Here is a 23867-nt window from a genome sequence, read left to right on the forward strand (position 1 = left end):
CTGATCAAGGAACTTAGTCCGGAGCGGGCCGGTTGGCGATAGGTCTTGCGACCTACAGCTCGCGGTGGACCTTGTAGTTGGACGCCTGGGCGCGGGGGCGCAGCACCAGCAGGTCGACATTGACATGGCTGGGGCGGGTGACCGCCCAGGTGATGGTCTCGGCCACGTCCTCGGCGGTGAGCGGTTCGGCCACGCCCGTGTAGACGGCGTCGGCCTTCTCCTGGTCGCCGCGGAAGCGGGTGAGGGCGAAGCCCTCGGTCTTCACCATGCCGGGGGCGATCTCGATGACCCGTACCGGCTGGCCGCAGAGTTCCAGGCGGAGGGTCTCGGCCATCACATGGGTGCCGTGCTTGGCGGCGACATAGCCGCCGCCGCCCTCGTAGGTGGCCAGGCCGGCGGTGGAGGAGAGCAGGACGACGGTGCCGTCGCCGCTCTGCTTGAGGGCGGGCAGCAGGGCCTGGGTCATATGGAGGGTGCCGAGCACATTGACCTCGTACATGGTGCGCCAGTCCGCGGGGTCGGCGGTGGCCACCGGGTCGGTGCCCAGGGCGCCGCCGGCGTTGTTGACCAGGAGGTGGCAGCTGTCCAGAGTGGCGGCGAAGGCGTCCACCGCGGCCCGGTCGGTGACATCCAGGGCGTGGGCGGTGGCCTCGGGCAGTTCGGCGGCCAGGGCCTCGATGAGGTCCTTGCGGCGGGCGGTGAGGACCACGCGGTAGCCGGCGGCGGCCAGTTGGCGTGCGGTGGCGGCGCCGATTCCGCTGCTGGCGCCGGTGACTACGGCGGTACGGGTGCTCATCTGCGGCCTCCTGAGGCGTAAGTGGCGTAAGGGGACGACCGAAGCGGACGACTGAAGCGCAGGATATGCCGGGTTCAGCGGCCCCGTGGCGCGTACATGATCACCGCCACACCGATCAGGCAGACCAGGGCCCCCGCCACGTCGTACCGGTCCGGCCGGTAGCCGTCGGCGACCATCCCCCAGGCCAGCGAGCCGGCCACGAAGACCCCGCCGTAGGCGGCCAGGATCCGGCCGAAATGGGCGTCGGGCTGCAGGGTGGCGACAAAGCCGTAGGCGCCCAGGGCGATCACACCGGCGCCGATCCAGGCCCAGCCCCGGTGCTCCCGGGTGCCCTGCCAGACCAGCCAGGCGCCGCCGATCTCCAGCAGTGCGGCCAGCAGGAAAAGGGCGATGGAGCGAAAGGCGAGCATAGGGCGAAAATACGGGACGTCAGGGCCAGACCAGGCAGTAGGGCTGATGGCCGGCCTCATGCAGCCGGTGCGAGAAGTCCTGCCACTCATGCAGCAGCCGGTAGACCGTGAAGGCGTCCCGCGGTCCGCCCCGGTCGGGGACGGTGGACCAGATGAAGGCCGCCGCGCCCACCGACTCCTCGCCGATGCCGCGCAGCGGGTCGACCACCGTCATGGGGAGCTTGACGACTGCGTAGTCGGGGTGGAGCACCACCAGTTCCAGCGGGGGCACCTTGTGCAGGGGTATGCCCTGGATGCCGGTGAGCACCATGGCGGCGACCGTCTCCGGCTTGATCCTGGTGAACATGCCCCCCATGCCCAGCTCATCGCCGCCCAGTTCCTCGGGGCGCATGGAGATGGGCACCCGCGCCGCGGTGGCCCCGTTGGGCGCCCCGAAGTACTTGTAGGTCACCCCCATTCGGCCACTCCCGCTTGTGCTGTGTTCCCCGTGTGTTCCGGGCCGTTCCGCACGCCGGTGCCGGCCCCTGCGTGCTCGTCGGGCGTCCTCGGGCCCCAGATCGTCGGTGCCCTCGCCCAGCCCGCCGCCGCGATGCTGCATATCTCCACCCGATCGCTTTTCTACGCAGCACAGCCCCCGCCGCGCAACCCGATCATCGTCTCAGAGCTCCCCCGTCTGCGGCGTCCGAAACGCCCGGAGGCCGGTGTCCTCCGGCCTCTGAGACCATGGTTGGCGTGAGTCGCCCGTATCCCGCCCCAGTGTCCCAGACGCGCAAGGGCTGACGCCCTGCCGAAAGCAGCTCCTCCGACGCCTTCCCAGTCCCCGTTTTCGCAGGTCAGGATCAAAGTGCCTTATTCGTATGAAGCCCCAGTGTCCCAGACGCTCTTCGAGCGCGCGGCGGTCGTGACGCCCGGTGGCGTGAATTCGCCGGTCCGTGCCTTCCAGGCCGTGGGCGGTACGCCCCGGTTCATGGTCTCCGGTCGTGGTCCGTACCTCACCGACGCGGACGGCCGCGAGTATGTGGATCTTGTGTGCTCCTGGGGGCCGATGATTCTCGGCCATGCCCACCCCGAGGTGATCGAGGCGGTGCAGCAGGCCGTGGCGCGCGGCACCTCCTTCGGTACGCCCGGTGAGGGCGAGGTGGCGCTGGCCGAGGAGATCGTGGCCCGGATCGAGCCGGTGGAGCAGGTGCGGCTGGTGTCCTCCGGCACCGAGGCGACCATGTCGGCGATCCGGCTGGCCCGTGGTTTCACCGGCCGGGCCAAGGTGATCAAGTTCGCCGGCTGCTACCACGGCCATGTGGACGCGCTGCTGGCCGCGGCCGGGTCCGGGGTGGCCACCTTCGGGCTGCCGGACACCCCGGGAGTCACCGGCGCCCAGGCCGGGGACACCATCGTGCTGCCGTACAACGACCTGGAGGCGGTGCACGAGGCGTTCCACCGCTTCCCGGGCGAGATCGCCTGTGTGATCACCGAGGCGTCCCCCGGCAACATGGGCGTGGTGCCGCCGCTGCCGGGCTTCAACGCCGGGCTGAAGTCGGCCTGTGAGAAGAACGGCGCGCTGTTCATCTCCGACGAGGTCATGACGGGCTTCCGGGTGAGCAGGACGGGCTGGTACGGCATCGACGGCGTCAAGCCGGACCTGATGACCTTCGGCAAGGTGATGGGCGGCGGCTTCCCGGCCGCGGCCTTCGGCGGCCGCGCCGATGTGATGGCGCACCTGGCCCCGGCCGGCCCGGTCTACCAGGCGGGCACCCTGTCCGGGAACCCGGTCGCCACCGCGGCGGGCCTGGCCCAGCTGCGGCTGCTGGACGACGCCGCGTACGCCAAGGTGGACTCGGTCTCCGCGGAGATCCAGGCGCTGGTGACCCAGGCGCTGGCCAAGGAGGGCGTGGCGCACCGCCTGCAGACCGCGGGCAGCATGTTCTCGGTGTTCTTCACCGACCGGGACGTCACCGACTATGAACTGGCCCGTGGCCAGCAGTCGTTCCGCTTCACCGCGTTCTTCCACTCGATGCTGGCGCAGGGCGTCTATCTGCCGCCGTCGGCCTTTGAGTCGTGGTTCGTCTCCACGGCGCACGACAATACGGCGATCGAGAAGATCGCGGCGGCACTGCCGGCGGCGGCCCGGGCGGCGGCCGAGGCGACGGAGGGGAAGAAGTGAGCAACAGCGACATCACTGTGGTCCATCTGATGCGGCACGGCGAGGTGCACAACCCGGATGGCGTCCTCTACGGCCGCAAGCCCGGCTACCACCTCTCCGAGCTGGGGCGGCAGATGGCCGACCGGGTGGCCGAACACCTGGCGGACCGGGACATCACCCATGTGGTGGCCTCCCCGCTGGAGCGTGCCCAGGAGACGGCCACCCCGATCGCCAAGGCGCACGGCCTGGACCTGGCCACCGATGAGCGGCTGATCGAGGCGGAGAACGTCTTCGAGGGCAAGACCTTCGGGGTGGGCGACGGAGCGCTGCGCAAGCCGGCCAACTGGAAGTACCTCACCAACCCGTTTAAGCCGTCCTGGGGCGAGCCCTATATCGAGCAGGTGGTGCGGATGATGGGCGCGCTGGGCGCGGCCCGGGACGCGGCGCGCGGCCATGAGGCGGTGTGCGTCAGCCATCAGCTGCCGATCTGGGTGGTGCGCAGCTTCGCCGAGCGCCGCCGGCTGTGGCACGACCCGCGCAAGCGGCAGTGCACCCTGGCCAGCCTGACCACCTTCACCTACCGCGGCGACAAGATTGTTTCGGTGGGGTACAGCGAGCCCGCCCGGGATCTGGTGCCCAGGCATCTGCTGGCCGGCGCCAAGCCGGTCAAGGGCGGACAGAAGGCCTTCGGGGCGTAAGGCCCCTGGGGGTCCTTGGGGTCCCTGGGGGTCCCTTGGGGTACGCCGCCCGACCTACGCCGGCGCGCCCTCGCGCCGAACCTCGTCTTATATGGACGGAAGCGAGGTGTGAGGGCGGAGGCGGCGCCATGGGCGAGATCAGCCGGCGGGTCCTGCTGGGCTCGGGCGCGGCCGCCGCGCTGGGCGCCGCCGGGTGCTCGGCGTCCCCGTCGGCCACCGAGGCCATGGTCACCCGGGCCACCGAGGCGGCCCGGGCCCGTCCCATCGGCGACGGCTCCACCGCCAACGGCGGCCCGCAGCCCAACCAGCCGCCGGAGCCGGAGCGGCTGGCGCCGGGTCAGAAACCACCGCAGTTCGTGGTGTTCTCCTGGGACGGGGCCGGGGAGACCGGCAATGGCCTCTTCCCGCGCTTCCGCAAGCTGGCCCGGGACCACGGGGCGCGGATGACCTTCTTCCTGACCGGGCTGTACTGCCTGCCCGAGGCCAGGAAGCTGCACTACCGGCCGCCCAACAACCGCCCGGGCGCCTCGGCCATCGGCTATCTCGCCGACGAGCACATCCGGGCGACCCTGGACAATGTGCGGCTGGCCTGGCTGGAGGGCCATGAGATCGGCACCCACTTCAACGGTCACTTCTGTTCCGGCGCCGGTTCGGTGGCCCGGTGGACGCCCGAGCACTGGCGCTCCGAGATCGAGCAGGCGATCACCTTTGTCACCTCCTGGCGCACCAACACCGGTTTCACCGATCTGGAGCCGCTGCCCTTCGACTACCGCAAGGAGCTGGTGGGCGGCCGTACGCCCTGTCTGCTGGGCCAGGCCGGCCTGCTGCCGGCGGCCGCCCGGCTGGGCTGGCGGTATGACGCCAGCGCGGCCGGCGGGCTCCAGGTGTGGCCCGGCCGGAAGGGGGGGATCTGGGACCTGCCGCTGCAGCTGATGCCGTTTCCCGGGCACTCCTTCGAGGTGCTGTCCATGGACTACAACCTGCTGGCCAACCAGTCCCGCAACAGCACCAACGCCCCGCCGGCCCGCTATCCGCTGTGGCGGCAGCAGGCCGTGGACGCCTATCTGGCCGGGTTCCGGCGCGCGTACGAGACCAACCGGGCGCCGTTCTTCATCGGCAACCACTTCGAGGAGTGGAACGGCGGCATCTATATGGATGCCGTGGAGGAGGCGCTCAAACGGATCGCCGATGAGCGGCACAAGGATGTGCGGCTGGTCTCCTTCCGGCAGCTGGCCGACTGGCTGGATGCCCAGGATCCGCAGGTCATCGCGCATCTGCAGAGCCTGCGGGTGGGAGAGCGGTGGGCGCCCGCGACGGAGGTCGCCAAGGGGTGAGCCAGGGGTGAGGGGGGCGCGGAAGATCCCATAACACGCCATGCGAAACTTTTCACATGACAGCCGCCAGCCGTGTATCCCGCCGTCGTACCGTCGTGCCGGCCCTCGGCACCGTTCTCGCCGCGCTGCTGCTCAGCGCCTGCGGCTCCGGCGGCAGTTCGGGCGGTGGCGGTCAGACCCAGTTCGTCCAGGGCGGCGGCGGCATCGACGTGGTCAAGGACAAGGACGCCCGCAAGGACGCTCCTGACCTGTCCGGCAAGACCGTCGACGACAAGGACCTGGATGTCGCCAAGGAGTACAAGGGCAAGATCCTGGTGGTCAACGTCTGGGGCTCCTGGTGCTCGCCCTGCCGGGGAGAGGCCAGGAGCCTGGTCAAGGTCGCCAATGACTACAAGGACAAGGGCGTTCAGTTCGTCGGCATCAACACCCGGGACCCCAACCCGGCTCCGGCCCGGGCCTTCGAGAAGGAGTTCGAGGTCCCGTACCCGAGCCTCTATGACTCGGCCGGCAAGCTGATCCTGCGCTTCCCCGAGGGCAGCCTCAATCCGCAGGCCATCCCGTCCACGATCTTCATCGACCGCAATGGCAGGATCGCCGGACGGGCGCTCAAGCCGCTGGCCGAGGACGACCTGCGCAAGGCCCTCGACCCGCTGGTCGCGGAGAAGTGACCGCCATGCACACGCTGGCCGCCGCGGGATACAACCAGACCGTCCTGTCCGGGGCGCTGCTGCTGGCGCTTCCGGTGGCGGTGCTGGGCGGGCTGGTCTCCTTCTTCTCGCCCTGTGTGCTGCCCCTGGTGCCGGGCTATCTCTCCTATGTCACCGGCGTCAGCGGGGCGGACATGGCCGAGGCCCGGCGGGGCCGGATGCTGGCCGGGTCCTCGCTGTTTGTGCTGGGGTTCAGCGCGGTGTTCGTCTCCGGCGGCGCCCTCTTCGGCTACTTCGGCAACACCTTGCAACGGCAGCGGGAGACCATCTCCGTCGTGCTGGGCGCGCTGACCATCGTGCTCGGCCTGGTTTTCATGGGCCTGCTGAACCGATTCGGGCAGCGCGAGTTCCGTTTCCATACGCGGCCGGCGGTGGGCCTGGCGGGCGCGCCGCTGCTGGGCGTGGTCTTCGGGCTGGGCTGGACGCCCTGCATCGGGCCGACCCTGGCCGCCGCCAACACCCTCGCCCTCCAGCAGGGCAGCGCCGGCCGCGGCGCCCTGCTCACCGGCGCCTACTGTCTGGGCCTGGGCCTGCCCTTCATACTCGCCGCGCTGGCCTTCCGCCGGGCGCTGGGCGCCTTCGGCTGGATCAAGCGGCACTACGCCTGGGTCATGCGGATCGGCGGCGGGATGCTCGTCGTGGTCGGCGTACTCCTGGTCACAGGGTTGTGGGACAGCATGGTCCAGGACCTGCAGACATGGACCAACCAATACACCCCTGGGATCTGAGCAATGGCCAACACCGATAGCAGTGCGGACACCGCGCCCAAGGACGCCGCCGAGGCAGGCCGGCTGTCCACGGCCCCGGTCGAGGAGACCGGGCCGGCGGGCGCGGGCTCCTTCGGCGGGGTGCGCCGGCCGGGCGTGCTCGGTGCGCTGGGCTGGGCCGGCCGGGAGGCGCTGGGCTGGGTGCGCTGGGTCTGGCGGCAGCTGACCTCGATGCGGGTCGCCCTGATCCTGCTGCTGCTGCTGTCGCTGGCCACCATCCCGGGTTCGCTGATCCCGCAGACCAGCGTCGACTCGGTCAAGGTCGACGACTGGCAGAAGGCCCACAAGAGCCTTACGCCGGTCTACGAGAAGCTCCAGCTGTTCCATGTCTACAGCTCGGTGTGGTTCTCCGCGGTCTACATCCTGCTGTTCATCTCGCTGATCGGCTGTATCGTCCCGCGCACCTGGCAGTTCGTCGGCCAGCTGCGCGGCCGTCCGCCGCGCGCCCCGCGCCGGCTGGACCGGATGCCCGCCTATGCCACCTGGCGCACCGACGCCGATCCGGAGCAGGTGCTGGCGGCGGCGGGCCGGCTGCTCAAGGGCAAGCGCTTCCGCACCGAGCCGGCCGAGGGCTCGGTGGCCGGTGAGAAGGGCTACCTCCGCGAGGCCGGCAACCTGCTCTTCCATGTCTCGCTGATCGTGCTGCTGGTGGCCTTCGCCTCCGGCCAGCTGTGGAAGTCCGAGGGCGGCAAGCTGATCGTCGAGGGCGACGGCTTCGCCAACACCCTCACCCAGTACGACGACTTCAAGTCCGGTTCCCTGTTCACCCCGGCCGACCTGCCGCGCTTCAGCTTCCAGCTGGACGGCTTCGACGCCACCTATGAGGTCACCGGGCCGCAGCGCGGCACCCCGCGCACCTATGCCGCGCATGTCACCTACCAGAACGGGGCCGACGGCGCCCCGCACAAGGCGCTCATCAAGGTCAACGACCCGCTGGTGATCGACGGCTCCAAGATCTATCTCCAGGGCCATGGCTATGCCCCGGTGGTCACCGTCAAGGACGGCAAGGGCAACGTCTCCTACCAGGGGGCGGTGGCCTCGCTGCCGCTGGACAGCAACATCACCGAGAATGTGGTCCTCAAGGTGCCCGACTTCCGGGACAAGGACGGCAACAAGGACCAGATCGGCTTCACCGGTCTGTTCGTCCCGACCCTGGACAAGCGGACCGGCACGATGATGTCGCAGTTCCCTGACCTGGTCAGCCCGGGCATGGTGCTGACCGCCTTCCACGGCAACCTGGGCATCGACACGGGCGTGCCGCAGAGCGTCTACAAGCTGGACGTCTCGGGGATGAAGCAGTTCATGACCCCGGACGGCAAGAACAAGTTCTCCCAGCTGCTCAAGGTCGGCGACACCATGCAGCTGCCCAACGGCGGCAGCCTGCACTTCGACGGCATCAAGCACTGGGCCACCTTCCAGATCTCCCAGAAGCCGGGCGACGAGCCCGCGCTGGCCGGCGCGGTCGCCGCCATCCTGGGGGTCGCCGGTTCGCTGTTCATCCAGCGCCGCCGGGTGTGGGTGCGCGCGGAGCGCGGCGCGGACGGGAGTACGGTCGTGGAGCTGGCCGGGCTGGGCCGCAGCGAGTCGGCCAAGGTGCCCGAGGAGCTCGCCGACCTGGCGGCCGCCCTGCAGACTGACGCCCCGCCCACCCCAGACGAAGGCGCCGATACCACCGAACCGTCCGAATCCTCCGAAGGAGCCCGCGCGTGAACCTCGCGGCCGCAACCAACGAGAACCTGGCCCACATCAGCAATGTGCTGATCTATTCGGCCATGGCCGTCTACACCCTGGCCTTTGTCGCGCACATGGTGGAGTGGGTGTTCGGCAGCCGCAGCGCCGTGGGCCGTACCGCCGCCGCGATCACCGCCGAGCCGGCCCGGGCCGTGACCGTCACCGTCAAGAGCGCCTCCGGCGGTGGCACCGCGGTGCTGGAGCGTCCCAAGGTCATCACCCGTACCGCCCCGGGCGGCCGGGACGATGTGCCGGACGGGCCGGGCGCGGCCGGCACCAGTGAGCAGGGCGACCTCTACGGTCGGATCGCCATCTCGCTGACCGTGCTGGCCTTCGCCCTGCACGTCGGCGGGGTGCTCACCCGCGCGCTGTCGGTGCAGCGGGCGCCGTGGGGGAACATGTACGAGTTCTCCTGCACCTTCGGCATGTGCGCGGTGGGCGTCTACCTGGGCCTGCTGGCCGCCCGGAAGAACATCCGCTGGCTGGGCCTGCCGCTGGTCACCACGGTGCTGCTGGACCTGGGCCTGGCTGTCTCGGTGCTCTACACCGCCAGCGACCAGCTGGTGCCCGCGCTGCACTCCTACTGGCTGTGGATCCACGTCTCCTGTGCGATCCTCTCCGGCGCCTCGCTCTGGGTGGGCGCGGTCGCCACGCTCTTCTACCTCTTCCGTGACCGCCTGGAGGAGCGCCTGGAGAAGGGCGAGGCCGGTCCCGGGGTGCTGGAGCGCAAGCTGCGGGAGACCCCCGCCGACCAGCGCTGGCTGCGGCTGGGCGTCAAGGCGCAGATGGCCATGGACAACGCCCTCACCCGGCTGCCCTCGGCCGGCACCCTGGACAAGTTCGGCTACCGGATCAACGCCACCGTCTTCCCGCTGTGGACCTTCACCATCATCGCGGGCGCCATCTGGGCCGAGGCGGCCTGGGGCCGCTACTGGGGCTGGGACCCCAAGGAGGTCTGGTCCTTCATCACCTGGGTCGCCTACGCCTGCTATCTGCATGCCCGGGCCACCGCGGGCTGGAAGGGCCGCAAGGCCGCCTACCTGGGCCTGTTCGCCTTCGCCTGCTATGTCTTCAACTACTACGGGGTCAACTTCCTGTTCGGCGGCAAGCACTCCTACTCCGGCGTCTGAGGTACTCCGGCGTCTGAGGCCCGCCCTTACGGGATCCCAGAGATCCCCGAGACCTCCGAGCCTGGTGCGGCCCGTGTTCCCCGAGAGGCGGAACGCGGGCCGTCGTGGTACCGCTGGGGTATGGAGATCCCCTCCCCGTACGGGTCCTCCGAGACCCGCGGTGAAAGCCACACCCTGCGTTACGAGGTGTCCCTGCCCTACCCGCAGTCCAAGGTCTGGGCCGCCATCGCCACGCCCGAGGGCCTGCCCACCTGGCTGGCCGCCGCCGACCCCTTCGAGCAGCGCGAGGGCGGGGCGATCACCCTGCGCTGGCTGAACACCGATCCCGAGGGCAAGGCCACCATCGCCGCCGGCCGGGTGACCGCCTGGCAGCCGCAGCGGCTGGCCGAGTACACGGTGGAGGTGCACGGCCGGGTCCGGTTCGAGCTGGAGCCCGCCCCGGTGAGCGTCGGCGGCACCCTGCTGCACTTCACCAACGAGCTCACCGGGGCGGACGACCAGCGCCTGGACTGCCTGGCCGGCTGGCACCACCACTTCGAGTACCTGCTCCAGGCGCTCGCCGGCCACCCCGCCGACTGGCCCTCCTGGAATGTGGAGCGCTGGCAGCAGCTACGGGGTGAGTACGAGCGCGGCGAGAACCCCTAACGGCCGCTGGCGGCCCTGGGCGGCCGTCAGCGCCGGGGCCGGGTGCCCGGCTCCTGGCGGGGCATCTGCTGACTGGCCCCCGGGAGCACCGGTTTGGGCAGGTGGGCCACTTCCCACTGGGCCTCTTCCAGCTCCTTGCCGGTGTCCACGCCCAGCCGGGGCGCAGCGGCCCGGTCCTGGAAGCCGAAGGCCGAGGTGAAGTCGCCGAAGGTGCGCCGGCGCCAGGCGCTGATGTTGGGCTCCTGGACCCCCGTCCAGCGTTCCAGGAAGCGCAGCGCCGAGGTGTGGTCGAAGGCCTCGCCGGCCGCCCAGCCGCCCACCGTCCAGGGCGAGACGATCAGACAGGGCACCCGGAACCCGGCGCCGATGGGCAGTCCCTTGATGAACTCGTCCTTGGTGCCCTTGGGCGGCACCGGCGGCGGGACATGGTCGAACAGCCCGTCGTTCTCGTCGTAGTTGAGGATGAAGACGGTCTTGGCCCACACCGCCGGGTTGTCGGCGATCGCCTCGATCTTCCTGGCGACGAAGTCCGCGCCGGCGGCCGGGAGGTAGTCCGGGTGCTCCGACTGCGGTCCGGTGGGGATGATCCAGGAGACGGCGGGCAGCCGGTCGTTGCGGGCGTCCTCCTCGAAGGTGCCGGCCGGCTGCCGGCGCATGCCGCGCTCGTACAGCGGATCGCCCTTCTCGGCGTCCTTGAACTGCTGGAACTCCTCCAGGAGGTTGCAGCCGTAGTTGTCCTCCTCCTGGTACACCCGCCAGCTGATGCCCGCCTTCTGCAGCCGCTCGGCATAGGTGGTCCAGCGGTAGGGGGTGGGTGCGGTGTTGTCGGTGACCGGCCCGCCGTGTCTGCCGCCCGGGTCGATGGTGCCGGTCATCCAGTACAGCCGGTTGGGCCAGGTGGGACCGAAGACCGAGCAGTAGTAGTTGTCGCAGACGGTGAAGGTCTCGGCGAGCGCGAACTGGAAGGGGATGTCCTCCCGGGTGTGGTAGCCCATCACATACGGGCCGTTCTTGCCGTCCGCCTTGCGGTGCGCGGGCAGCCAGCGGTCCATCCGCCCGTTGTTCCACGCCTCGTGCTGGACGGCCCAGGCGTGGCTGGTGGAGGGGATGGCCTGGGCGCTGGACTTACGGGTGTCCAGGTGGAAGGGGAGCAGATAGCCCTTGGGGTTCTGGCTGTCCGGCTGGTGGAAGACGCTGCGCCCGGTGGAGAGCTTGAGGGCGTGCGGGTCGGCGAAGCCGTGTACGCCCTTGAGGGTGCCGAAGTAGTGGTCGAAGGAGCGGTTCTCCTGCATCAGCAGGACCACGTGTTTGATGTCCCGCAGTGAGCCGGGCCGGGCCGGGCCGGCCGCCACCGCCTGCTGGACGCTCGGCGGGAGCAGGGCGAAGGCGGCACCGCTGACCGCTGCCCCCACGGCGGAGCCGAGGAGTCTGCGTCTGGTCATCTCGGGCATGGTCATCCCTCCCTGATGTCGCGTCAGGCCACAGTGTGACCATGACGACTCTCCCGGCGCGGGGATGTCCAAGGGAGGGGGATGCGAGTGAAATAAGCGCCAAATGACCGTGAAGACAAAGGAGTTGGCGTGAATTCCCGGTGCCGCTGCTAAATACGATTACCCGATAGGGGGAGCGGTTGTTGGGCCAAGGGGAGGCGTATGGGACTAGCCCTGCGCCCCTTCGTCCCGGTCACGCCCCAGGGAGCGGAGGAATTCCGGATTGTCGTCCGGGGCCACCCAGGTGCCCTGCCCGGGACGGGCGGTGGCGGTGCGCGGCCGGCCGGCGATCAGCCAGGCCACCGGGCCCAGCAGCACCTCGCCGAAGAGCAGGATGATCAGCACCCAGGCCACCTTGGGCAGGCCGCGGACCTCCTGCTCCGGAGTGTTGAGACAGTCCACGAAGGCATAGATCCACAGGGCCAGGATCAGCAGGAAGGGCAGATACCTGAGCATGCGACGAGCCCCCGGAGCGAAGCGGTACGGGCCGCGTGGCGGCCCCCGTGACAAGGCAAGCGTAGTGCGTGCTCGATACTGGAGCGCATGGCTTATGACGATCTCCGCTCGTTCCTGCGGGCGCTGGAGCGCGATGGTGACCTCAAGCGCATCAAGGCCGAAGTCGATCCCCATCTGGAAGTCGGGGAGATCGTCGACAGAGTGAACAAGGCGGGCGGCCCCGCGCTGCTCTTCGAGAACGTCAAGGGCTCGGCGATGCCGCTGGCCATGAACGTCTTCGGCACCGACCGCCGGCTGCTCAAGGCGCTGGGCCTGCAGTCCTACCAGGAGATCGGCGAGAAGATCGGCGGGCTGCTGAAGCCGGAGCTGCCGCAGGGCTTCGTCGGCTTCCGGGAGGCCTTCGGCAAGCTGGGCGCCATGGCGCATGTCCCGCCGCGCAGGATCAAGGACGCGCCCGTCCAGGAAGTGGTGCTCACCGGCGACCAGGTGGACCTGGACCGGCTGCCCGCGCTGTTCACCTGGCCCGAGGACGGCGGCTCCTTCTTCAACCTGGGGCTCACCCACACCAAGCACCCCGAGACCGGCGTCCGCAACCTGGGCCTCTACCGGCTCCAGCGTCACGACAAGCGCACCATCGGGATGCACTGGCAGATCCACAAGGACAGCCGCAACCACTACCAGGTGGCGGCGAAGCGCGGGGAGCGGCTGCCGGTGGCCATCGCCTTCGGCTGCCCGCCCGCCGTCACCTACGCCTCCACCGCACCGCTGCCCGGCGACATCGACGAGTACCTCTTCGCCGGCTTCATCCAGGGCAAGCGGGTGGACATGGTGGACTGCAAGACCGTCCCGCTCCAGGTCCCGGCCAACGCCGAGGTGGTGCTGGAGGGCTGGCTGGAGCCCGGGCAGATGCTGCCGGAGGGGCCGTTCGGCGACCACACCGGCTTCTACACGCCGCAGGAGGACTTCCCGGCGCTCACCATCGACTGCGTCACCATGCGGCGGCGCCCGCTGCTCCAGTCGATCGTGGTCGGCCGGCCGCCCACCGAGGACGGTCCGCTGGGGCGGGCCACCGAGCACTTCTTCCTGCCGCTGCTGAAGGTCGTGGTGCCCGACATCGTGGACTACCACCTGCCGGAGTCCGGCGGCTTCCACAACTGTGCGATCGTCTCGATCGACAAGAAGTACCCCAAGCACGCCCAGAAGGTGATGCACGCCATCTGGGGCGCGCACATGATGTCGCTGACCAAGCTGATCGTGATCGTGGACGCCGACTGCGACGTCCGGAATCTGCACGAGGTCTCCTGGCGCGCGCTGGGCAATGTGGACTACGCGCGTGACCTGACCGTGGTCGAGGGCCCGGTGGACCATCTGGACCACGCCTCCTACCAGCAGTTCTGGGGCGGCAAGGCGGGCATCGACGCCACGGCCAAGTGGCCCGAGGAGGGCTACACCAGAGACGGCGGCTGGCCCCGGATGGTCGAGTCGGACCCGGCGGTCGCCGAACTGGTGACCAAGCGTTGGACGGAGTACGGACTGTGACCTCTGCCGAAGGCGTCCTCACCCCCGGACCGGCCCCCTCCAGCGGCCGGGTCCGCGCGTTCCTGCGCCTGGTGATGATCGAGCACTCGGTCTTCGCACTGCCCTTCGCCTATATCGCCGCGCTGACGGCGATGTACCAGAAGGACGAGCGCATCGACTGGTGGAAGCTCCTCCTGGTCACCGTCGCCATGGTGGGCCTGCGCACCTTCGCCATGGCCTGCAACCGCATCATCGACCGCGAGATCGACGCCCGTAACCCGCGCACGGCCGGCCGCGAACTGGTCACCGGCGCGGTGACGGTGCGCTCCGCCTGGACCGGTGCGCTGGTGGCGGTGGTGTTCTTCCTGGGCGCGGCGGCGCTGCTGAATCCGCTGTGCCTGGCGCTGGCGCCGCTCGCGGTGATCCCGATGGTGGTCTATCCGTACGGCAAGCGCTTCACCAACTTCCCGCACGCCATCCTGGGCCTGGCCCAGGCGATCGGCCCGGTGGGCGCCTGGCTGGCGGTCACCGGCAGCTGGTCCTGGGACGCGGTGATCCTGGGCCTGGCCGTCGGCGTCTGGATCGGCGGCTTCGACCTGATCTTCGCCTGCCAGGACGTGGCGGCGGACCGGGCGCATGGCGTGCTGTCCACGCCGGCCCGCTTCGGCATCCCGGCCGCGCTGTACGGCTCCCGGGTCTGCCATGCCATCACCACCGCCCTGCTGGTCTGGTACGCCCTGGCCACGCATGCGGGGATGTCCTTCTGGGCGGGCCTGGTGGTGGTCGCGGTGGCGTTTGTGTACGAGCACTCGATTGTGCGGCCGAATGACCTGTCCCGGCTGAACCGGGCGTTCTTCACGGTCAATGGCGTGATCGGGATCGCGCTCTTCCTCTTCGCCCTGCTGGACCTCGTCAACCGCGGGCTCGGCTGGTAGCTCGCCCGGGCGGCCCTCGCCGGCCGCCCGGCCCCGCGCCCATGGGAGTGCCGCACCGCGCTGCGCTCCACACCCCTGCGGTTAGGCTCGCTCCGTGGAGCCGTACCAGAACCCAACGCAACGCCGCCCCTGGGTGGTCGGTGTCTCCGGCGCGTCCGGGACGCCGTACGCCGCCGCCGTGCTGCGCGGCCTGCTGGCCGCGGGCGAGTCCGTGGACCTGGTGGTCAGCCGGGCGTCACGGCTGACGCTGCTGGACGAGACGGGGCTGCCGTTCCGTGACGCGCACTGGCGCGAGGATCTGCGTGCCTGGCTGGAGACCGGCGCGGACGGCAAGCCGCACCCCTTCGAGGGGGATCTGTCGGATGTCCGCCACTGGCCGGCCGGCGATCTGGCGGCCGGTCCGTCCTCCGGCTCGTACCCGGCCAAGGGGATGCTGATCGTCCCGGCCAGCACGGCCTGTGTGGCGGGGGTGGCGCTGGGGCTCTCCAAGGACCTGCTGCAACGGGTCGCGAGCGTAACGCTCAAGGAGCGGCGGCCGTTGGTGGTGGCGGTGCGGGAGACGCCGCTGAACGGTCAGACGCTCAAGCAGCTGGTGGCACTGGACGAGGCGGGTGCGATCGTGCTGCCCGCCTCTCCGGCGTTCTACGCGGGGGCGACGCACATCCAGGATCTGGTGGACTTCGTCGCCGGGCGGGTGCTGGACGCGGCGGGTGTGCCGCACCAGCTCTACCGCAGATGGAAGGGAGAGCTCGGCGGTGCGCGCTCTCCGGGGAAGGGTTAGCCCTTCTTGGCGCGCGGGAGGCGGAAGGACTTGGCCTTCGCGCGGGCGCCGGCGGGCTGGTGGGCACGCGAGCGGTTGGCCAGATCCTGCAGCTCACGCATGCGGGCGTAGGCCATCTCGATCGAGTACACGGGGCTTCACTCCTGAAGGATCGTCGGTGTCTTAAGGGTTCGCTAAAAGATTCGCAGGGCCTGAGGCCCTGTATGCCTTAGATTCTACACGCAAGACGGCGAGTTCGCTGATTAATTGAAAGGTTCCAGGCATGGACGCGGTGGACAGGCAGCTCATCCAGGCCCTCCGGGAGAACGGCCGGGCCTCGTACGCGGAACTGGGCCGGCTGGTCGGCCTCTCCGGGCCGAGCGTCACGGACCGGATCAACCGCCTGGAGGCGGCGGGCGTCATCACCGGCTACCGGGCGACCGTCAACGCCGCCTCGCTGGGCCTGGGCGTCACCGCCCTGATCGGCATTCAGCTCTCCGACGCCGCCGACCACGAGGATGTGGCGCGCCGGCTGCGCGACCTGGAGGAGATCGAGGACTGCTGGTTCATCGCCGGCGACGACTCCTACATGCTCAAGGTCCGGGTCGGCGATGTGGACGGCCTGGAGCGCACCATCCGGCGGCTGTCCGGCACCAAGGGCGTCAGCCGCACCCGCACCACCATCGTGCTCTCCACCAAGTGGGAGAACCGGGTGGGTGAGCTGCCCGAGGACGTCTGAGGGCGGGGGAGTAGTCTCGACCAGGTCTGTCACGCACAAGGAAGAGGGGCCAGATGGACGCCGGACTCAAGCGCGAGCTGGAGCAGAAGGTGCACGCCGGAGAGCGGCTGACCCGCGAGGACGGCATCGCCCTCTACGAGTGCGACGACCTGGCCTGGCTGGGCGGGCTGGCGCACGAGGTGCGGACGCGCAAGAACGGTGACGTCGTCCACTTCAACGTCAACCGGCACCTCAATATGACCAATGTGTGCACCGCCTCGTGCGCCTACTGCTCGTTCCAGCGCAAGCCGGGCGAGAAGGACGCGTACACCATGCGCATCGAGGAGGCCGTCCGCCTGGCCAAGGCCATGGAGAACGAGCACCTCACCGAGCTGCACATCGTCAACGGCCTGCACCCGACGCTTCCTTGGCGCTACTACCCGCGCTCCCTGAAGGCGCTCAAGGAGGCGCTGCCGGAGGTCTCGCTGAAGGCCTTCACCGCCACCGAGATCCACCACTTCGAGAAGATCTCCGGCCTGCCCGCCTCGGAGATCCTGGACGAGCTGATCGACGCCGGTCTGGAGTCGCTCACCGGCGGTGGCGCGGAGATCTTCGACTGGGAGGTCCGGCAGCACATCGTCGACCACGACACCCACTGGGAGGACTGGTCGCGCATCCACCGCCTGGCGCACGAGAAGGGGCTGAAGACCCCGTGCACCATGCTCTACGGCCACATCGAGGAGCCGCGCCACCGGGTGGACCACGTCCTGCGGCTGCGTGAGCTGCAGGACGAGACCGGCGGCTTCCAGGTCTTCATCCCGCTGCGCTACCAGCACGACTTCGTGGACATGAAGGACGGCAAGGTCCGCAACCGGCTGCAGGCCCGCACCACCATGGCCACCGGTGCCGAGGCGCTGAAGACCTTCGCCGTCTCCCGGCTGCTGTTCGACAACGTCCCGCACGTCAAGGTGTTCTGGGTGATGCACGGTGTGCAGACCGCCCAGCTCGCCCTGCAGCACGGCGCGGACGACATGGACGGCTCGGTCGTCGAGTACAAGATCACGCACGACGCGGACAACTACGGCACGCCCAACAAGCTCACCCGGGACGACCTGCTGGAGCTGATCCGCGAGGCGGGCTTCCGCCCGGTGGAGCGCAACACCCGCTACGAGATCATCCGCGAGTACCCCGGCCCGGACGCCGCGCTGCGCGAGTCGCCGCAGCCGATGCGGATCTGAGCCGCGCCCTCACCTGACAAACCCCGGCCCGGTGCCGGGGTTTTCTCTTGTGGATCTCCGGCGCGTAATGATTGCATCGCCAATATGGCACTTACATATCTCCGTGATCCCCAGGTCTCCGACGCGCTCACCGGGGACTTCTCCCGGCTCTGGTACGAGGTCTCCGAGGCGGGCGGCGCGGTGGGCTATGTCCCGCCCGTGGATCCCGGCGAGATACGCGCGGCCGCCGCGCGGGTGATGGCGGCGGTGCACACCGGCCGCCGGCGGATGCTGGCGGCGTACGGGGCGGACGGCCGGCTGGTCGGCACCACCTTCCTGGCGCTCAATGACGACTTCAAGATGCTGCACTGGGCCACCGTGGTCCTGGTGATGATCGACCCCGCGCTGCAGGGCGGCGGTCATGGCCGGGAGCTGATGGCGGAGACCCTCGCATTCGCCCGCGAACTGGGCCTGGAGGCGCTGCGGCTGGAGGTGCGCGGCGGTACCGGCATCGAGCACTTCTACGCCCGCACCGGCTTCAAGGAGGTCGGCCGGGTGCCGGACGGTCTGCGGCTGGCCCCCGGTGACGACCGGGATGACATCCTTATGTGGCGGCCCCTGGACTGATCCACAACGTTCCGTGCTTGACTGGGAGGGACCCTTTCGGTTGCCGTTGAGAAGAAGGTCCCGTCCGTGAGTAGCCAGAACTTCGCATCGCTCCGCTACACCGCCTGGCGATTCGGCCTCCTCATCGCCTGCTTCGCCGTCGTCTGGGTGCTGTGCTACGCACGTCTGATCCCGCTGGGCGTCGGCAGCTCCAACATCTTCTGGATGGTCCTGCTGGCCCTGATCCTCTCCGCCCCGCTCAGCTGGGTGCTGCTGCGCAAGCAGCGCGAGGCCATGGCGGCCCAGGTCGCCGCGCGGGTGGACCGCGCCAAGGAGTCGCTGGCGGCCAACGCGGCCCAGGAGGACTCGGTCGCCTGAGGGCGCGGGTAACCCTGGTCACAGCACGCCCGGCTCCCGCCGCTCAACGACGGGGTCCGGGCGTTTTTCCGGCCCTGATCCCAAAGAATCCCTTTGGGTGACCCAAAGGGCCGGTGTTACCGTGGTGCGCATGAAGACAGCAGCGCACCGATTCCCCATGGGCCCCGGGATCCCCGGGCTTGTGGCGCGCCTGCACGTCGATCTCTGCCGCTGTGCGTCCGCGGCCTGTCGCCGCCGCTGACCTCCGTCCCGCGGCCGGAGATCCCTCTCGAAACGGATCTCCCGGCGCTCCCACGCCCGCGTTTCCGTCTGTCCCCCGGAGCATCCGTTGTCCACCACTTCCGTGTCCCCGGCGCGCCCGCGCATACCCAAGGTCCCCTTCTGGGCCCAGATCCTGCTCGGCCTGGTGCTGGGCGCCCTGCTCGGCTGGGCCGCCCGCAGCGGCGACATCGGCTGGCTGCAGACCACCCTCGACAAAATCGGCGGGATCTTCGTCCAGCTGCTGATGGTGGTCGTCGCCCCGCTGGTGTTCTTCGCCATCCTGGTGTCCATCACCAACCTGAGGAATGTTTCCAACGCCGCCCGGCTGGCCACCCGCACCCTGCTCTGGTTCATGATCACCTCGCTGATCGCGGTGAGCATCGGCCTGGCCATCGGCCTGCTGACGCACCCGGGCTCGGGCACCGGCCTGACCGCCGCGGACGGCGCCGAGCCCAAGAAGCACGGTTCCTGGCTGGACTTCATCACCGGGATCGTCCCCACCGATGTGATCACCCCGTTCACCCAGCTGAATGTGCTGCAGATCGTCTTTATGGCCGCGGTGGCCGGTGTCGCCGTGCTCCAGCTCGGTGAGAAGGCCCGGCCGCTGCTCACCCTCAGCGAGACGGTGCTGGAGCTGCTGCAGAAGGTCCTGTGGTGGGTCATCCGGCTCGCCCCGCTGGGCAGCCTGGGCTTGGTCGGCAAGGCCGTCTACAAGTACGGCTGGGACCTGATGGGCAAGTACGCCACCTTCACCGCGGACATCTACGTCGGCTGCGCCATCGTGCTCTTCGGCGTCTACCCGCTGCTGCTGGCCACCGCGGCCAAGGTCAGCCCGCTGCAGTTCTTCAAGGGCGCCTGGCCCGCCATTCAGCTGGCCTTTGTCTCCCGCTCCTCGGTGGGCACCATGCCGCTGACCCAGAAGGTGACCGAGCGTCTGGGCGTGCCCAAGGAGTACACCTCCTTCGCGGTGCCCTTCGGTGCCACCACCAAGATGGACGGCTGCGCCTCGATCTACCCGGCCATCGCCGCCATCTTCGTGGCCCAGGTCTTCGGGGTGCACCTGGAGGTGCGGGACTACCTGCTGATCGCCTTTGTCTCGGTGATCGGCTCGGCGGCCACCGCCGGACTGACCGGGGCCACCGTGATGCTGACCCTGACCCTGTCCACGCTGGGCCTGCCGATGGCGGGCGTGGGTCTGCTGCTGGCCATAGACCCGATCGTGGACATGATTCGCACTGCCACCAACGTGGCAGGCCAGTCGGCGATCCCGATCATCGTCGCCGCCCGCGAGAAGATCCTGGACCGGGCCGCCTATGACGCCGTCACCGCCTCCGGCCTGGAGCGCGAGGAGGATGCGCGGCAGCCGGCGGCCGAGGCCGCCGTAGCGTGATCGTCAGGGCCTGACGGCCACCCTTGACGTCCCTCCCCTCCGTGATATTACCTGCCGGTAAAGTTACGGGGGCGGAGGGATTTGTCGTGACTACTGCAACTCCTGCACAACGCAAACCCAGGGTCAAGCGGATGCCCCGCGCGGTCCGCGAGCGGCAGATGCTGGACGCCGCGGTGGAGGTCTTCGCCCGGCGCGGCTACCGCGCGGCCTCCATGGACGAGATCGCCGAACTGGCCGGGGCGTCCAAGCCGTTGGTCTATCTCTACCTCAACTCCAAGGAGGAGCTGTTCAGCGCCTGCATCCGGCGCGAGGCGGAGTCGCTGATCCAGGAGATCCGGGCGGCCGTGGAGCCGGGTGACAGCGCCGACCGGCGGCTCTGGTGCGGGCTGCGGGCCTTCTTCGCGCACACCGCGGAACACCCGGCCGGCTGGGCGGTGCTCAGCTGCCAGGCGCGCACCCATGGCGAGCCCTTCGCACTGGTGGTGGCCGAGCTGCGGCAGGAGATCGTCGATGTGGTCACCCGGCTGATCGCGGAGAGCACCCAGGGGGACGGCCATGCCCAGCCGCTGAGCGACCGCGAGGTCTCCGGGCTGGCGCACGCCCTGGTGGGCGCGGCCGAGTCGCTGGCCGGCTGGGCCAACAACCGTACCGGCGCGGTGCCTTCGGCCCGGGAGACGGCGGCCACCCTGATGAATGTGGCCTGGGTGGGGCTGGAGAACCTCACCGGCGGGCGGCGCTGGCCGCCGCCGGCCGGGAGCTGAGCGGAGCCGGGCGGAGCGGGGGGCGGGGCCGGGGCGCCCGCCCCGCTCCCTCGGCCGCGGTCACTCTCCGGTGAACCCGCCTCGGTAGGCCCCCGGGGTGCTCCCGGTCCAGCGGCGGAACGCCCGGTGGAAGGCGGTGCCCTCGGAGAACCCCAGCCGGGCCGCCAGTTCGGCGATCGGCTCCCGCCCGCCGGCCAGCCCGGCCAGCGCGGCGTCCCGCAGCACCTGCTCGCGCAGCCGCCGGTAGGAGGTGCCCTCCGCGCTCAGCCGGCGGCGCAGCGTCGCCGGGCTCACCGCCAGCCGGGCCGCCAGCTCCGTCAGCTCCGGCAGCCGGGCCGGACGGCCCGCCCGCAGCGCCCCGGTGAAGGCCCGGCGCACCTGCTCGGTGACGGTCATCCGGTACGCCCGGCGGCTGAGCAGGTCGGCCGGTGCCCGGCGCAGCAGCCCGTCCAGCGAGGTCTCGTCCCGCAGCACCGGTGCGGCCAGCCAGTGCGGGTCGAACCGGGCGCCGGTCCGGGCGGCGCCGAAGCGCACCGGGCAGCCGAACATCGCCGCGCACTCGGTGGCGTCCGGCGGCGCGGAATGGCCGAACTCGGCCTGGTGCAGGGCGATCCGGCGGCCGATCAGCCAGCCGGCCAGCCGGTGCCAGACCAGCAGCAGGCACTCGGCCAGGAACCATCCCTCGGGGTGGCCGCGCAGATCGCCGCGCACCGTGAACTCGGCCTGGCCATCGCGTTGTTCGAGGGCCAGCCGGGGTCCGCCGGGGAAGAGCCCGTAGAAGCGTGCCGCCCGGTCCAGCGCGGCGCCCAGGTCCGGGCAGCCCACACAGGCGTGGCACATCATGGCGAAGGTGCCGGGCCGGCTGGGCGAGGTGCCCAGGCCCAGGAACTCGTCCCCGGTAACCCGCCCCAACTCCCGTACCAGCGAGGCGAACTGCTCCGCGGTCACCCGTGCCAGGTCGTCGCCGAGCAGCAGCGGTGGGATGCGCGCCGTCTGCAGCGGGGGCACCGGATCGATGCCGAGCCGTCGTACGCCGCCCAGCGCGGCGCGGACGCGGTGCACGCTGATGGTGGTGGGCATGAGGGCATTGTGCCGAGCGGCGCGGTCAGTGGTGCTGACGCTTCCGGTCATCCCCGGCGCCGCCCGCACTGTCTAGCGTGGGGTGCCATGTCCCAACGCCCCGGCACACTGGCGGTGTTCACCGAATGGGCGGCGGCCCGCCATGGCCCGCTGCCCGCCCTGAGCGCCGGCGCCCGCCACCCGGGCGGCCGGCGGGAGCTCTCCTACGACGGGCTGGCGGAGACGGTCCGCGCCATGGGGTGCGGCCTGCTGGGCCTGGGTGTCCGGCCCGGTGACCGGGTGGGCGTGCTGAGCGAGACCCGGCCCGAGTGGACCTGTGCCCAGTTCGCGGTGCTGGCCGCCGGGGCGGTGCTGGTGCCCGTCTACCCCTCGGCCGCCGAGGCGGAACTGGCCTGGGTGCTGGGGGACTCGGGCGCCTCGGTGGTGATCGTGGAGAACGCGGCCCAGGCGGAGCGGGTGGCCTCGGTACGGGCGAAGCTGCCCCGGCTGCGCTCGGTGGTGCTGATCGACGGCCAGGGTGCCGGCGAACACCCCCTCGTCCTCGGCGAGTTGCCCGGTCCGGCCCCGGCCGGCGAGCTCCTGGCCCGGGCGGCCTCCCGGACCGAAGACGACCTCTGCGGCATCTTCTACACCTCCGGCACCACCGGCCCGCCCAAGGGCTGCTGTCTCACCCATGGCAATCTGCTGGCCAACCATGAGGCCACCGCCCAGCTGGCGGACGGCGGCCCGGGGGACACCACCTACCTCTACCTCCCGCTGGCGCATATCCTCGCCCAGATCATCCAGTGCACCACCCTGATCCGGGGCGGGACCGTGTGCTACTTCGGCGGCCGTGTCGACCGGGTGGTGGACGAGCTGTCCGAGATCCGCCCCACCCAGCTGCCCTCGGTGCCCCGCCTCTACGAGAAGGTGCACGCCAGGATCCGTGCGCTGGCCGAGGCCGAGGGCCCGGAGGGACCGGCCCGGCTGGCCCGGGCGGTGGAGCTGGGCCTGGCGGCACAGGCGGCCCGGGAGCGCGGCGAGGAGCTGCCGCCGGAGCTGCGGGCCGGCTGGGAGGAGGCCGAGCGCCGGCTGTTCGCCCCGGTCCGGGAGCTGTTCGGCGGCCGGCTGCGATCGGCCCGCACCGGTGGGGCGCCGATCGCCCCGCAGACCATGGACCTGATGCGTGCCTGCGGCATCCCGCTGCTGGAGGGCTATGGAATGACCGAGGCGGCCGGGGTGATCACCGCCAACTATCCCGGAGCGGCGCGCTCCGGTACGGTCGGGCGGCCCATCCCCGGGCATGAGGTGCGCATCGCCGGGGACGGCGAGGTGCTGGCCCGGGGGCCCGGGATCTTCCGGGGCTATCACGGCAATCCCGCCGCCACCGCCGAGGTGCTGGACGAGGCGGGCTGGCTGCACACCGGTGACCTGGGGCGGCTGGACGAGGACGGCTATCTGACCGTCACCGGCCGCAAGAAGGACCTGGTGATCACCTCCAGCGGCAAGAACATCGCGCCCTCCCTGGTGGAGTTCGCCCTCCAGCAGTCCCGCTGGATCTCCCGTGCGGTGGTGGTCGGCGATCGCCGCCCCTACCCGGTGGCCCTGCTCACCCTGGACGCCGGGGAGCTCGCGGGCTGGGCCCGGCGGATGGGGGTGGAGTTCGGCGCCGGGGGCCCGGCCCGGCACCCCGCGGTGCGCCAGCTGTGCCAGGAGGCGGTGGACGCGGCCAATGAGCAGTTCGCCGGGCCGGTGAGGATCCGGGCCTTTGCGATCCTGCCGGAGGACTTCACGGTGGAGAGCGGTGCCCTGACGCCCACCCTCAAGCCGCGCCGGGCGGCCATCGCGGAGCGGTACGCGGCGGAGATCGAGGCACTGTACGAATAGCGGCCGATTTTGGCCAAGATCGATGCTGTGTTGATCGCCGTGTGTCAGGTTTTCATTAAGGCCCTTTTCCGGC

The 23867-nt window shown here is 70.4% G+C and carries 26 protein-coding genes; 19 read left to right on the forward strand and 7 right to left on the reverse strand.

Annotation, left to right across the window (positions count from 1 at the left end; translation table 11 throughout):
* Positions 1–52: 52 nt before the first annotated feature.
* From ACIHFE_RS11325 to ACIHFE_RS11335, 3 genes are all read right to left on the reverse strand, one after another.
* Entirely contained in the window at positions 53–796 is a 744-nt protein-coding gene (locus tag ACIHFE_RS11325; RefSeq protein ID WP_400105621.1) for an SDR family NAD(P)-dependent oxidoreductase, read from the reverse strand.
* Positions 797–870: 74 nt separating this feature from the next.
* Positions 871–1206, reverse strand: coding sequence for a YnfA family protein (locus tag ACIHFE_RS11330; RefSeq protein ID WP_400105622.1), 336 nt, complete (start codon positions 1204–1206; stop codon positions 871–873).
* Positions 1207–1225: 19 nt separating this feature from the next.
* Positions 1226–1804 carry a hypothetical protein gene (locus ACIHFE_RS11335; RefSeq protein ID WP_400105623.1) on the reverse strand — a complete coding sequence of 193 codons (579 nt, stop codon included), beginning with the start codon at positions 1802–1804 and terminating at the stop codon, positions 1226–1228.
* A gap of 246 nt (positions 1805–2050) precedes the next feature.
* Between ACIHFE_RS11335 and hemL the strand changes: the two genes are divergently transcribed.
* The 8 genes from hemL (at position 2051) to ACIHFE_RS11375 (ending at position 10358) form a co-directional block, all read left to right on the forward strand.
* Positions 2051–3367 carry a glutamate-1-semialdehyde 2,1-aminomutase gene (gene hemL / locus ACIHFE_RS11340; RefSeq protein ID WP_400105624.1) on the forward strand — a complete coding sequence of 439 codons (1317 nt, stop codon included), beginning with the start codon at positions 2051–2053 and terminating at the stop codon, positions 3365–3367.
* Between the two features lie 29 nt (positions 3368–3396).
* A complete protein-coding gene (locus ACIHFE_RS11345; RefSeq protein WP_400106055.1) occupies positions 3397–4044 on the forward strand; it encodes a histidine phosphatase family protein in 648 nt (215 codons plus the stop codon).
* 128 nt (positions 4045–4172) lie between these two features.
* Positions 4173–5378 (forward strand): hypothetical protein, encoded by a 1206-nt coding sequence (locus ACIHFE_RS11350; RefSeq protein WP_400105625.1) that lies wholly within the window; start codon positions 4173–4175, stop codon positions 5376–5378.
* Between the two features lie 56 nt (positions 5379–5434).
* Positions 5435–6046, forward strand: coding sequence for a TlpA family protein disulfide reductase (locus ACIHFE_RS11355; protein ID WP_400105626.1), 612 nt, complete (start codon positions 5435–5437; stop codon positions 6044–6046).
* Positions 6043–6813: a cytochrome c biogenesis CcdA family protein gene (locus ACIHFE_RS11360; RefSeq protein WP_400105627.1), complete on the forward strand. Its 771-nt coding sequence runs from the start codon at positions 6043–6045 to the stop codon at positions 6811–6813. Before ACIHFE_RS11355 ends, ACIHFE_RS11360 begins: the two co-directional genes overlap by 4 nt.
* Before the next feature lie 3 nt (positions 6814–6816).
* Positions 6817–8562, forward strand: coding sequence for a cytochrome c biogenesis protein ResB (locus tag ACIHFE_RS11365; RefSeq protein ID WP_400105628.1), 1746 nt, complete (start codon positions 6817–6819; stop codon positions 8560–8562).
* Positions 8559–9713: a c-type cytochrome biogenesis protein CcsB gene (gene ccsB, locus ACIHFE_RS11370; protein WP_400105629.1), complete on the forward strand. Its 1155-nt coding sequence runs from the start codon at positions 8559–8561 to the stop codon at positions 9711–9713. The genes ACIHFE_RS11365 and ccsB overlap by 4 nt, the downstream gene beginning before the upstream one ends.
* A 120-nt stretch (positions 9714–9833) precedes the next feature.
* Positions 9834–10358 carry an SRPBCC domain-containing protein gene (locus tag ACIHFE_RS11375; protein ID WP_400105630.1) on the forward strand — a complete coding sequence of 175 codons (525 nt, stop codon included), beginning with the start codon at positions 9834–9836 and terminating at the stop codon, positions 10356–10358.
* 26 nt (positions 10359–10384) lie between these two features.
* On the opposite strand, the gene ACIHFE_RS11380 is transcribed toward ACIHFE_RS11375, so the two are convergent.
* Positions 10385–11809 carry an alkaline phosphatase family protein gene (locus tag ACIHFE_RS11380; RefSeq protein ID WP_400105631.1) on the reverse strand — a complete coding sequence of 475 codons (1425 nt, stop codon included), beginning with the start codon at positions 11807–11809 and terminating at the stop codon, positions 10385–10387.
* 207 nt (positions 11810–12016) lie between these two features.
* Positions 12017–12304, reverse strand: coding sequence for a PLD nuclease N-terminal domain-containing protein (locus ACIHFE_RS11385; protein ID WP_400105632.1), 288 nt, complete (start codon positions 12302–12304; stop codon positions 12017–12019).
* Positions 12305–12391: 87 nt separating this feature from the next.
* Here ACIHFE_RS11385 and ACIHFE_RS11390 point away from each other — a divergent pair, with 87 nt between their 5' ends.
* The 3 genes from ACIHFE_RS11390 (at position 12392) to ACIHFE_RS11400 (ending at position 15538) form a co-directional block, all read left to right on the forward strand.
* Complete coding sequence (locus tag ACIHFE_RS11390) at positions 12392–13843, forward strand: menaquinone biosynthesis decarboxylase (protein ID WP_400105633.1); 1452 nt, start codon at positions 12392–12394, stop codon at positions 13841–13843.
* Positions 13840–14757, forward strand: coding sequence for a menaquinone biosynthesis prenyltransferase MqnP (gene mqnP, locus ACIHFE_RS11395; protein ID WP_400105634.1), 918 nt, complete (start codon positions 13840–13842; stop codon positions 14755–14757). Before ACIHFE_RS11390 ends, mqnP begins: the two co-directional genes overlap by 4 nt.
* Before the next feature lie 94 nt (positions 14758–14851).
* Positions 14852–15538: a UbiX family flavin prenyltransferase gene (locus ACIHFE_RS11400; RefSeq protein ID WP_400105635.1), complete on the forward strand. Its 687-nt coding sequence runs from the start codon at positions 14852–14854 to the stop codon at positions 15536–15538.
* On the opposite strand, the gene ACIHFE_RS11405 is transcribed toward ACIHFE_RS11400, so the two are convergent.
* Entirely contained in the window at positions 15535–15669 is a 135-nt protein-coding gene (locus ACIHFE_RS11405) for a hypothetical protein (RefSeq protein ID WP_400106083.1), read from the reverse strand. The genes ACIHFE_RS11400 and ACIHFE_RS11405 overlap by 4 nt on opposite strands.
* Before the next feature lie 131 nt (positions 15670–15800).
* On the opposite strand from ACIHFE_RS11405, the gene ACIHFE_RS11410 reads away from it, so the two are divergent.
* The 7 genes from ACIHFE_RS11410 to ACIHFE_RS11440 all read left to right on the forward strand — a co-directional run bounded on the left by ACIHFE_RS11410 (position 15801) and on the right by ACIHFE_RS11440 (position 20848).
* Complete coding sequence (locus tag ACIHFE_RS11410) at positions 15801–16256, forward strand: Lrp/AsnC family transcriptional regulator (protein WP_126914801.1); 456 nt, start codon at positions 15801–15803, stop codon at positions 16254–16256.
* A 53-nt stretch (positions 16257–16309) separates the two neighbouring features.
* Complete coding sequence (gene mqnE / locus ACIHFE_RS11415; RefSeq protein ID WP_400105636.1) at positions 16310–17473, forward strand: aminofutalosine synthase MqnE; 1164 nt, start codon at positions 16310–16312, stop codon at positions 17471–17473.
* An 84-nt stretch (positions 17474–17557) separates the two neighbouring features.
* Positions 17558–18079, forward strand: a complete 522-nt coding sequence (locus tag ACIHFE_RS11420; protein ID WP_400105637.1) for a GNAT family N-acetyltransferase — start codon at positions 17558–17560, stop codon at positions 18077–18079.
* 66 nt (positions 18080–18145) lie between these two features.
* Positions 18146–18436, forward strand: coding sequence for a DUF4229 domain-containing protein (locus tag ACIHFE_RS11425; RefSeq protein ID WP_400105638.1), 291 nt, complete (start codon positions 18146–18148; stop codon positions 18434–18436).
* 157 nt (positions 18437–18593) lie between these two features.
* A complete protein-coding gene (locus ACIHFE_RS11430) occupies positions 18594–18677 on the forward strand; it encodes a putative leader peptide (RefSeq protein WP_400106056.1) in 84 nt (27 codons plus the stop codon).
* Between the two features lie 87 nt (positions 18678–18764).
* Positions 18765–20087 (forward strand): dicarboxylate/amino acid:cation symporter, encoded by a 1323-nt coding sequence (locus ACIHFE_RS11435; protein ID WP_400105639.1) that lies wholly within the window; start codon positions 18765–18767, stop codon positions 20085–20087.
* A gap of 131 nt (positions 20088–20218) precedes the next feature.
* Positions 20219–20848, forward strand: coding sequence for a TetR/AcrR family transcriptional regulator (locus ACIHFE_RS11440; RefSeq protein ID WP_400105640.1), 630 nt, complete (start codon positions 20219–20221; stop codon positions 20846–20848).
* A 60-nt stretch (positions 20849–20908) separates the two neighbouring features.
* Here ACIHFE_RS11440 and ACIHFE_RS11445 read toward each other — a convergent pair whose 3' ends face one another.
* On the reverse strand, positions 20909–21928 hold the full coding sequence (locus tag ACIHFE_RS11445) for an AraC family transcriptional regulator (protein ID WP_400105641.1): 1020 nt from the start codon (positions 21926–21928) through the stop codon (positions 20909–20911).
* A gap of 87 nt (positions 21929–22015) precedes the next feature.
* Here ACIHFE_RS11445 and ACIHFE_RS11450 point away from each other — a divergent pair, with 87 nt between their 5' ends.
* On the forward strand, positions 22016–23794 hold the full coding sequence (locus tag ACIHFE_RS11450; RefSeq protein ID WP_400105642.1) for an AMP-dependent synthetase/ligase: 1779 nt from the start codon (positions 22016–22018) through the stop codon (positions 23792–23794).
* Positions 23795–23867 lie beyond the last annotated feature (73 nt).

It is taken from the genome of Streptomyces sp. NPDC052396 (assembly GCF_044593195.1).
GTDB lineage: Bacteria > Actinomycetota > Actinomycetes > Streptomycetales > Streptomycetaceae > Streptomyces.

What these genes read in the sequence shown, in the direction of transcription:
- ACIHFE_RS11385 (WP_400105632.1), bottom strand. Translation starts at nt 12,304, where the DNA reads ATGCTCAGGTATCTGCCCTTCCTGCTGATCCTGGCCCTGTGGATCTAT.
- ACIHFE_RS11325 (WP_400105621.1), bottom strand. Translation starts at nt 796, where the DNA reads ATGAGCACCCGTACCGCCGTAGTCACCGGCGCCAGCAGCGGAATCGGC.
- ACIHFE_RS11430 (WP_400106056.1), top strand. Translation starts at nt 18,594, where the DNA reads ATGGGCCCCGGGATCCCCGGGCTTGTGGCGCGCCTGCACGTCGATCTC.
- ACIHFE_RS11445 (WP_400105641.1), bottom strand. Translation starts at nt 21,928, where the DNA reads ATGCCCACCACCATCAGCGTGCACCGCGTCCGCGCCGCGCTGGGCGGC.
- ACIHFE_RS11330 (WP_400105622.1), bottom strand. Translation starts at nt 1,206, where the DNA reads ATGCTCGCCTTTCGCTCCATCGCCCTTTTCCTGCTGGCCGCACTGCTG.
- ACIHFE_RS11375 (WP_400105630.1), top strand. Translation starts at nt 9,834, where the DNA reads ATGGAGATCCCCTCCCCGTACGGGTCCTCCGAGACCCGCGGTGAAAGC.
- ACIHFE_RS11420 (WP_400105637.1), top strand. Translation starts at nt 17,558, where the DNA reads ATGGCACTTACATATCTCCGTGATCCCCAGGTCTCCGACGCGCTCACC.
- ACIHFE_RS11365 (WP_400105628.1), top strand. Translation starts at nt 6,817, where the DNA reads ATGGCCAACACCGATAGCAGTGCGGACACCGCGCCCAAGGACGCCGCC.
- mqnE (WP_400105636.1), top strand. Translation starts at nt 16,310, where the DNA reads ATGGACGCCGGACTCAAGCGCGAGCTGGAGCAGAAGGTGCACGCCGGA.
- ACIHFE_RS11380 (WP_400105631.1), bottom strand. Translation starts at nt 11,809, where the DNA reads ATGCCCGAGATGACCAGACGCAGACTCCTCGGCTCCGCCGTGGGGGCA.
- ACIHFE_RS11410 (WP_126914801.1), top strand. Translation starts at nt 15,801, where the DNA reads ATGGACGCGGTGGACAGGCAGCTCATCCAGGCCCTCCGGGAGAACGGC.
- ACIHFE_RS11450 (WP_400105642.1), top strand. Translation starts at nt 22,016, where the DNA reads ATGTCCCAACGCCCCGGCACACTGGCGGTGTTCACCGAATGGGCGGCG.
- ACIHFE_RS11390 (WP_400105633.1), top strand. Translation starts at nt 12,392, where the DNA reads ATGGCTTATGACGATCTCCGCTCGTTCCTGCGGGCGCTGGAGCGCGAT.
- ACIHFE_RS11440 (WP_400105640.1), top strand. Translation starts at nt 20,219, where the DNA reads ATGCCCCGCGCGGTCCGCGAGCGGCAGATGCTGGACGCCGCGGTGGAG.
- ACIHFE_RS11345 (WP_400106055.1), top strand. Translation starts at nt 3,397, where the DNA reads ATGCGGCACGGCGAGGTGCACAACCCGGATGGCGTCCTCTACGGCCGC.
- ACIHFE_RS11335 (WP_400105623.1), bottom strand. Translation starts at nt 1,804, where the DNA reads ATGCAGCATCGCGGCGGCGGGCTGGGCGAGGGCACCGACGATCTGGGG.
- ACIHFE_RS11355 (WP_400105626.1), top strand. Translation starts at nt 5,435, where the DNA reads ATGACAGCCGCCAGCCGTGTATCCCGCCGTCGTACCGTCGTGCCGGCC.
- ACIHFE_RS11350 (WP_400105625.1), top strand. Translation starts at nt 4,173, where the DNA reads ATGGGCGAGATCAGCCGGCGGGTCCTGCTGGGCTCGGGCGCGGCCGCC.